Below are 7,878 nucleotides of genomic sequence, written 5' to 3'. Positions count from 1 at the left end.
TCGATGGTTGAGCAAACTCTACATTAAACTGAGGGAAGTTTCGGGGGGCAGGTCAGCGGCAATGACACGCTGATGAACTCCGATGGCGATGATAGTCTGGATGGTGGCGCAGGCGACGACAGCATTGTTGCAACGGGCGACGAAGACACGCTGCGCGGCGGGACTGGCGCTGATACTATGGAGGGTGGCGCAGATGCGGATACGTTCATCATCGAAGACAACTTTGGCAACGATGTCATCACAGGTGGCGAGGGCACGACGGACCCCACCGATGTTGATTTCGATACCGTCGATCTAAGTGCGGTTTCCGGCCCTATCACCGTTTCATTTTCTCAAAATGAAGCGGGTAGCATCACCGACAATAACGACACGATCAAGTTCACTGAAATTGAACGCATTTTCACGACGGACAGCAATGATAGTATTGATGCGTCAGGAGATGCGACCGGTCTCGTGCTCAATGCGCGCGGCGGCGATGATACGATAAAAGGGGGGCAGGGGGGCGACACCATCCTCGCCGGAGCGGGCAGCGGTGATATCTCGGATGGAGAAGGTAACGATAGCGTCGATGGTGGCGCTGGCGATGACACGATCTCAGGTGGTTTGGGCAAGGAGCTTATCACAGGTGGAGCGGGTGATGATCGCTTCGTTAATACCGTGGGCAACGGCAGTGATACGATCACTGATTTCAATGCTGGCAACAGCGGAGCAATAGGCGACGGCGACGGCACGAACAGCGATTTCATCGACCTGTCATCCTTTTTATGACGGCCTGCAAGAATTGCGCGACGACTTCGATGACGATGGCGTTTTGAACCAGTCGAACAGTGCGGACTACACGGACAATGATGAGTTTTCTGGGTCTGACGGAATTACTTTCAAAATGCTAATCGACAAAGCTTTAGGTCTGACAACACAGGCGTCGTGTGTTTTGCGCATGACACGATGATCTTGACGGCGAATGGGGAACGCCCTGCGGGACTTTTGCGGCCCGGTGATCTTATTGTGATGCGCGATAACGGTGTGCAGCCACTGGTCATGCTTGCAAGTCGAAAGCTGGACGCCGCTGAACTATCTTCGGCCCCAAACTTAAAACCAATTCTGATAGAGCAAGGTTTGGTAGGGCAAACAGCACCTACGAGCATCTTATTTTTGAAGTCCTTCAAATCGTTGTCGCCAATGGTGCCGCGAGCGAGAGCTTTTATCCCGGGCCGATGGCGCTCTCGGCGCTTACACCGCAAGTGAGGCGCAAGTTTTTTGGGATTTTCTTCGACCTTGCACAAGGGATGCTGCGCCGCAAAGCGCCCACATGGCGTTCCGCACGTAGGTATCTCAAACGCCGAGATTTGCGAAAGGCGGATTAACACCAAAGGGTTCCTGTGAAGATAGCTACCGCCGCCGAACAATTGACCTGCGCGCGATCCTAGGATTGGGGCAAGACGCTGCCGATAGTGTCGATTGTTGCAAATTTTTTGGAACGTCAGAGCGTCGAGGAGCTTGAGCAAATCGTTGATAAGTTGGTTCAGGCGAATACGGTCTTCCTAACTGCCGTTCGCTCAAGCTACGCGGTTGGCTATTATTTGCGCTACGTCGGGCGCATGGCTTTGCCAACTTTGCAGCTTTTTCCGCGTCATCAAAATAGCGCGCTTGGTGATCTCAATGACGCCAAAGAGGGAAATGTTCTCATTGCCATCACGGTCACGCGTTATTCGCGAGAGACCGTAGAAGTCTAAAGCACATCTCACACACTTCGCGCATACTTGGTCGCCTCGTTGGCCAATCGTATTTAGGGTGCGTGCAAAGCCATACACAAAGACACTCGTGGGCGTTGTTGCTGCGGCGACGATGACTTTCGGCGGCGTGATCTGTCGTTGGTGAACCGTGAGCGCAAAGAGCACGGTATTCGTTGCCCAGTCCGATTGGCAGTTCTACGCGTACAACGGCACGGCCAAGTTCGCATACAACCCATTCCCCGGGACGCCCTACTTCGAGCAACTCGCCAACAATTATGATTTTTACGGTGATGCCCTCGCGCAGATCGAAGCTGTGGCGGTCGAGAACGACAGAATGCCCAAAACCTTTTGAACGCAGCGAAATTGCTTACCAAGGGCTGGGATTGTGAAATTCAGGTGGTGACTCTTATCCTCGATGTGGGATGGCGATTGTTGGCTCTTACATAGATGAGCGTTTCGAAGCCAAAAACAAAGCGGCCGCGTCGGAACAACTCGATGCAGCTATCGCAGTGTCGTGATTGAACGCGCAGCATCATGTGCTGAGTGGCACGGTCTATGACAGCGTGCTGGAAACGGCGGACAAGCTTGGCGCTGACGTTATCATTATCGGCGCGCACCAGCCAAAGCTGCGTGACTACCTGCTCGGGGCGAATGCTGCGAAAGTGGTGCGCCATTCCAAACAATCCGTTTTAATGGTGCGCAGCGCGGGCTAGGCGATATTTTTGTTGCCACGCTAGGCTCAGGCGTGCTTTGAATGATGTGAACCTTGGCAATAAAGGCATTGCGCGCTGCTGCATAAGGTCGGCGGAGCCGTTCTGCTGAGTGTGCGTTTGGCTTCCTTATTTTGACACGCGGCGCGCCGCATTCGCACAGAGGTTAAGCCATGCTGCACAACGATCAACTAGAACAATGGGATCGCGAGAACTTCTTTCATCCCTCCACCCATCTCGCGGAATTCGCACGTGGGAACTTGCAGCAACGTGTAATCAAAACCGGCTACGGTTGCCACATTGAGGATCGTGATGGCAACAAAATGCTCGACGCCTTTGCAGGGCTTTATTGTGTGAATGTGGGCTACGGTCGCCCCGAGATTGCAGAGGCGATTGCAGAGCAAGCCACAGAACTCGCCTACTATCACTCCTACGTCGGGCACGGCACCGAAGCCTCAATCACGCTGGCAAAGATGGTGCTGGACCGCGCGCCGGATCATATGTCGAAAGTCTATTTCGGCCTGTCTGGATCTGACGCGAATGAGACCAACATCAAACTGATTTGGTATTACAACAACATCTTAGGACGCCCCGAAAAGAAGAAGATTATCTCGCGCTGGCGCGGCTATCACGGCTCTGGTCTGATGACAGGCTCGCTGACTGGGTTAGAACTGTTTCACAAGAAGTTTGATCTGCCTTTGGCGCAGGTGATGCACACCGTCGCGCCCGATTATTTCCGTCGCGATGATCTGAGCCAAAGCGAGAGCGATTTCGTCGCATACTGTGTTGCAGAACTGGAAGCGCAAATCGCACATGAAGGTGCCGATACCATTGCCGCGTTCATAGGTGAGCCTGTTCTTGGAACAGGCGGTATCGTGCCGCCACCCGCTGGCTATTGGCCCGCGATCCAAGCGGTACTGGAGAAGCACGACATCCTTTTGATTGCAGATGAGGTTGTTACGGGTTTTGGTCGTCTTGGCACGATGTTCGGCTCTGATCACTATGGCATGCGCCCTGATTTAATCACGATTGCGAAGGGTCTCACATCGGCTTACGCGCCTCTGTCCGGCTCGATCGTTTCTGATAAAATGTGGAAAGTACTGGAGCAGGGGACGGACGAAAATGGCCCGATTGGTCATGGTTGGACCTACTCGGCGCATCCTATTGGTGCTGCTGCTGGAGTTGCGAACTTGCAGTTGATCGACACTCTGAACCTTGTTGAAAATGCTGGCAGCGTTGGGACCTATCTCAACGATACCATGCGCGCGGCCCTTGGCGATCACCCGAATGTCGGCGATATTCGCGGCGAGGGGATGATCTGTGCGGTGGAGTTGGTCGCTGATAAAGATATGCGCATCTTTTTTGACGGCTCTGACAAGGTCGGCCCGCAAATCGCAGCCAAAATGCTTGAACAAGATAACGTCATTGCACGCGCTATGCCGCAAGGGGACATCATCGGGTTTGCGCCACCTTTCTGCCTGACGCGCGCAGAAGCCGACACAGTCGTTGCCGCAACTTCGCGCGCTGTGACTGCGGTTTTAGGGTAGGGGGCGGACATGCAAAGCAAAGCCCCTTTCGCGATTGCAGAATATGAGAGCCGCCTTGCCAAGACCCGCACGGCGATGGCGAAGGCCGGCCTAGACGCGATTTTTGTCACGGACCCTTCGAACCAAGCGTGGCTCACAGGCTATGACGGCTGGTCGTTCTACGTACATCAAGGTGTCATTGTCACCGCCGAGGGCCCCCCAATTTGGTGGGGCCGTCACATGGATATGCTCGGTGGTCGACGCACCTGTTGGATGGATCACGCGCAGATCATCGGCTACGGCGATCACTTCGTGCAATCGACAGAAATCCACCCGATGCAACACCTAGCTGAGCGTCTAAAAGAACAGGGTTTGGAGCGCGCGCGCATTGGCGTCGAGATGGAGAACTATTACTATTCTGCCAAAGCACACGCGGTCCTCACCACGGAACTGCCAAACGCGACGCTCGTGGATGCGACGGCCTTGGTGAACTGGCAACGTTTGGTGAAATCTGATGCGGAGATTGGCTTTATCCGCAAAGCTGCGCTCATCTCGGAAAAGGTCATCCAAACCGCGATAGAGCGTGCTGCGCCCGGTGTGCGCAAAAATGATCTGGTCGCTGACATTATGCACGTGGGCATCACGGGCGTGGATGAGGATTGGGGTGATTACCCTGCGATCCTGCCGCTCACGCCTTCCGGTTTGGACGCAACAGCTGCGCATCTGACATGGGACGGCGCGCCGATGAAAACGGGCGAAGCGACGTTTTTCGAGCTTTCGGGCTGCTATCGCCGCTATCATGCGCCTTTGTGCAGAACCGTCTATCTTGGCACCCCTCCCGATGACATGCGTCGCGTGGAAGAGGCCCAGATGGAAGGGATCGAAGCGGGCCTAAACGCCGCGCGCGTGGGCAATCGGACTTGCGATATCGCCAATGCGTTTATGGATGTCATGGGCAAGCACGGTATCGAACGCGCGGGCCGCATGGGCTATGCGATTGGTCTCAGTTATCCGCCTGATTGGGGCGAGCGCACGGCCTCGATCCGCTCAGAGGATCAGACAGTTCTACAAGCAGGTATGACGTTCCATTTCATGCCCGCCCTTTGGATGGACACATGGGGACTTGAGACGACAGAAACCATCCTCATTCGCGAAGAAGGTGCTGCCGAAACGCTTTGTGATATCGAGCGTAAGCTCTTTGTGAAAGACTGATTTTTGATCGACGCAACCAAAGCTATTCTGGCCGATCTCATAGCCTTTCCTACCGTCTCGGCGGATAGTAATTTGGCGATGATCGACTATTTAGCCTTTCGTTTTGAGGACGCTGGTGCGCGCGTGGAAATCATGCACGACGACAGCGGTCGCAAAGCCAATCTGTTTGCTACGCTTGGCCCTGACATCGACGGTGGGATTGTTCTGTCTGGCCATAGCGATGTTGTGCCAGTGAGCGATCAGGATTGGACGAGTAACCCCTTCGAAATGGTTGAGCGCGACGGGCATCTTTATGGTCGTGGGACTTGCGATATGAAGGGGTTTATCGCGGCTTGTCTCGCGATGGCACCGACCTTCGCCCAACAGGTTCGTGCGCGACCTTTGCACTTTGCTTTCACCTACGATGAAGAGACAGGCTGCATTGGAGCGGGACATCTTGCCGAGAGTTTGAAAGAGCGCAACCTCAAGCCCAGCCTTGCCATTATTGGCGAGCCAACCTCGATGCGCATCATTGAAGGACACAAGGGGTGCTATGAATATAGCACACGGTTTCAGGGGCTTGAGGGGCATGGGTCCAATCCGGACCTTGGCGTCAATGCTGTTGAATACGCAGTGCGTTATGTCGCGCGACTGTTGGAACTGCTTGATCAACTGCAAGCCCGCGCGCCTGAGGATAGCCGTTTTGACCCGCCCTGGACGACGCTCAACATCGGTGCCTTGAACGGTGGATCTGTGCACAATGTCATCCCTCCCAAAGCTCAAATCGATTGGGAAATGCGCCCAGTTCAAGCTGCCGACGCGCGCTTTGTCAAAGACACGTTGCGCAGCTATTGTGACGATGTCTTGCTCCCCGCGATGCGCCGTGTTCACCCTAAAGCAAGCATCGAAACGGAAGTGATTGGCGAAGTTGCTGGCTTGATCCCGACGGACAGCAATGAAGCGCTTCGGATCGTGGCGGAATTGACAGGCGCGAACAGCGCGGATGTGGTGCCATTCGGGACAGAAGCAGGTATTTTCCAAACCCTTGGCATGGATGTCGTGGTCTGTGGTCCAGGCTCGATCGAGCAAGCGCATAAAGCGGATGAATACCTTGCGGTTGAGCAGTTAGATCAGTGTTTGACGATGCTAGAAAAGCTTGGTGCGAAGCTGGCGGCGTCCTAGTGTCCCCGCGTCAATTTCAAAGGGCCAAGATGTGATGGAACTTGAGAGTATTGCTAACAAGATCAAGCAAGTGCCACTGATTGCAAGCCGTCGCATTATTGCGATTGTGGGTCCTCCCGCGAGTGGTAAATCGACCTTGGCTGAGAGTCTTGAACAACAGATTGCTCAAGCACGGGTGCTACCGATGGATGGGTTTCACCGCGACAATGCGGATCTGGAGGCACACGGTCTTTTGGCGCGCAAAGGTGCGCCCGAGACGTTTGAAGTGGCTGGTTTTGAGCGCATTGTCCGTGCCATTCGCGATGAGACAACCATCAGTTTTCCGACATTTGATCGTCGTCTTGACCGCGCTGTGCCAAATGGCGGACACATCCGCGCGAGCGATGAAACGATCATAATTGAGGGGAATTATCTGTTGCTGGATGTCCTGCCGTGGGCTCGCATGCGTGGTCTTTGGGACTTCAGCATCATGCTGGACGTGACGCCGCAAGAGCTAGAGCGCCGCCTAGTTGAACGTTGGTTGACACATGGCCACTCTCAAAAAGAAGCAATCGCGCGTGTGCAGGGCAATGACCTGCCGAACGCGCTTTATATGCGGGAACATTCTACACAGGCGGATCTCGTGCTAAGTCAGAGCTAGGCTTTCACATACATCCGCCAATTATGCTCTGGCGCGAAGCCAAGCAGGTCTTTGGCCTTTTTGTTGGAGTAAAATGTCTCTTCTTCGCCCATTTTTGCGGCTGGTACGCCTGCATAGTAGGTCTGGATCAATTCTTCCGTGGTTTTGGCGACGGAGTGGTTGTCGTTGGAAGCATTGAAAATCTGAAAACCAAGCCCGTTTATCGCGAGACATTTGTCCACCAGCTGGCCTAAATCGCGTGCATCGATGTAGGCAAAAATATTGCGGCGACGCATGTCGGGGTTGGCGAAGTAGGTTGGGAAATCTTGTTCGTATTCATGTGGCTCGACCACATTGTTTATGCGGATGCCGTAAATATCAAAGCCTGAGCGGCGCTGAAAACTACGCGCAGTCACTTCGTTTACGACCTTTGACATGGCGTAGCTGTCCTCTGGAATAACAGGATGCTCTTCGTCGATGGGCAAGTATTCTGGCTTGCGCTCTCCGTCGGCGAAACAAACGCCATAAGTTGTTTCGGACGATGCAAAAATAATCTTGCGCACGCCAAATTTTACTGCGGCATCAATGACATTATAGGTGCCCAATGTGTTCACGCGATAGCATTCATTATCAGACATCATCAACATGCGCGGAACGGCAGCGAAATGAACAACTGCGTCGAACTTTGGCACACCTGTGCCTGGTTCTAATTCGTCATACCCTGCATAACTTGCCATGATATCAAACATTTGGCCAGCATCGTTGATGTCTGCGATGCGGTTGTCTATGTGGGGATTGTCAAGCAAAACCTTGTCCACATTCAACACCCGATGTCCTTGCGCCACAAGGTAGGCAACCGCGTGTTTACCCGCTTTCCCAGATCCGCCAGTGAATAGAATGCGCATGTTGTGTCTCCT

At 53.9% G+C, this 7,878-nt stretch carries 10 protein-coding genes and 1 pseudogene; 10 read left to right on the top strand and 1 reads right to left on the bottom strand.

Annotated elements, in window-relative coordinates:
- Positions 1-66: 66 nt before the first annotated feature.
- The 10 genes and pseudogenes from PFRI_RS21995 to PFRI_RS17415 all read left to right on the top strand — a co-directional run.
- A pseudogene (locus PFRI_RS21995) lies at positions 67-198 on the top strand (hypothetical protein); the annotation flags it as partial.
- A complete protein-coding gene (locus PFRI_RS21875) occupies positions 178-768 on the top strand; it encodes a calcium-binding protein (RefSeq protein ID WP_273529369.1) in 591 nt (196 codons plus the stop codon). The pseudogene PFRI_RS21995 and the gene PFRI_RS21875, both read left to right, overlap by 21 nt.
- 156 nt (positions 769-924) lie before the next feature.
- On the top strand, positions 925-1,245 hold the full coding sequence (locus tag PFRI_RS21990; RefSeq protein ID WP_170124833.1) for a Hint domain-containing protein: 321 nt from the start codon (positions 925-927) through the stop codon (positions 1,243-1,245).
- 227 nt (positions 1,246-1,472) lie between these two features.
- Positions 1,473-1,733 carry a MurR/RpiR family transcriptional regulator gene (locus PFRI_RS17445; RefSeq protein ID WP_139292139.1) on the top strand — a complete coding sequence of 87 codons (261 nt, stop codon included), beginning with the start codon at positions 1,473-1,475 and terminating at the stop codon, positions 1,731-1,733.
- Between the two features lie 148 nt (positions 1,734-1,881).
- Positions 1,882-2,085 (top strand): hypothetical protein, encoded by a 204-nt coding sequence (locus PFRI_RS17440; protein ID WP_072631982.1) that lies wholly within the window; start codon positions 1,882-1,884, stop codon positions 2,083-2,085.
- Between the two features lie 166 nt (positions 2,086-2,251).
- Complete coding sequence (locus PFRI_RS17435) at positions 2,252-2,446, top strand: universal stress protein (protein ID WP_072631981.1); 195 nt, start codon at positions 2,252-2,254, stop codon at positions 2,444-2,446.
- 170 nt (positions 2,447-2,616) lie between these two features.
- Positions 2,617-3,990 (top strand): aspartate aminotransferase family protein, encoded by a 1,374-nt coding sequence (locus tag PFRI_RS17430; protein WP_072631980.1) that lies wholly within the window; start codon positions 2,617-2,619, stop codon positions 3,988-3,990.
- Positions 3,991-3,999: 9 nt separating this feature from the next.
- Positions 4,000-5,181, top strand: a complete 1,182-nt coding sequence (locus PFRI_RS17425) for a M24 family metallopeptidase (RefSeq protein WP_072631979.1) — start codon at positions 4,000-4,002, stop codon at positions 5,179-5,181.
- Positions 5,182-5,184: 3 nt separating this feature from the next.
- Positions 5,185-6,342, top strand: coding sequence for an acetylornithine deacetylase (gene argE / locus PFRI_RS17420; protein WP_072631978.1), 1,158 nt, complete (start codon positions 5,185-5,187; stop codon positions 6,340-6,342).
- Positions 6,343-6,376: 34 nt separating this feature from the next.
- Positions 6,377-6,982 (top strand): nucleoside/nucleotide kinase family protein, encoded by a 606-nt coding sequence (locus PFRI_RS17415; RefSeq protein WP_072631977.1) that lies wholly within the window; start codon positions 6,377-6,379, stop codon positions 6,980-6,982.
- On the opposite strand, the gene PFRI_RS17410 is transcribed toward PFRI_RS17415, so the two are convergent.
- Positions 6,979-7,866 (bottom strand): NAD-dependent epimerase/dehydratase family protein, encoded by an 888-nt coding sequence (locus PFRI_RS17410; RefSeq protein ID WP_072631976.1) that lies wholly within the window; start codon positions 7,864-7,866, stop codon positions 6,979-6,981. The two genes, PFRI_RS17415 and PFRI_RS17410, sit on opposite strands and share 4 nt — an antisense overlap.
- Positions 7,867-7,878: the final 12 nt, after the last annotated feature.

The sequence above is a fragment of the Planktotalea frisia genome, assembly GCF_001890925.1.
Classification (GTDB): Bacteria; Pseudomonadota; Alphaproteobacteria; order Rhodobacterales; family Rhodobacteraceae; genus Planktotalea; species Planktotalea frisia.
The sequence above is the reverse complement of the archived record's forward strand: the minus strand, read 5'-3'. Positions and strand labels throughout refer to the sequence as shown.

Bases quoted from the DNA above. Each gene is read 5' to 3' on its own strand.
- PFRI_RS21875 (WP_273529369.1), top strand. From the start codon at position 178: ATGGAGGGTGGCGCAGATGCGGATACGTTCATCATCGAAGACAACTTT.
- PFRI_RS17430 (WP_072631980.1), top strand. From the start codon at position 2,617: ATGCTGCACAACGATCAACTAGAACAATGGGATCGCGAGAACTTCTTT.
- PFRI_RS17425 (WP_072631979.1), top strand. From the start codon at position 4,000: ATGCAAAGCAAAGCCCCTTTCGCGATTGCAGAATATGAGAGCCGCCTT.
- PFRI_RS17415 (WP_072631977.1), top strand. From the start codon at position 6,377: ATGGAACTTGAGAGTATTGCTAACAAGATCAAGCAAGTGCCACTGATT.
- PFRI_RS17410 (WP_072631976.1), bottom strand. From the start codon at position 7,866: ATGCGCATTCTATTCACTGGCGGATCTGGGAAAGCGGGTAAACACGCG.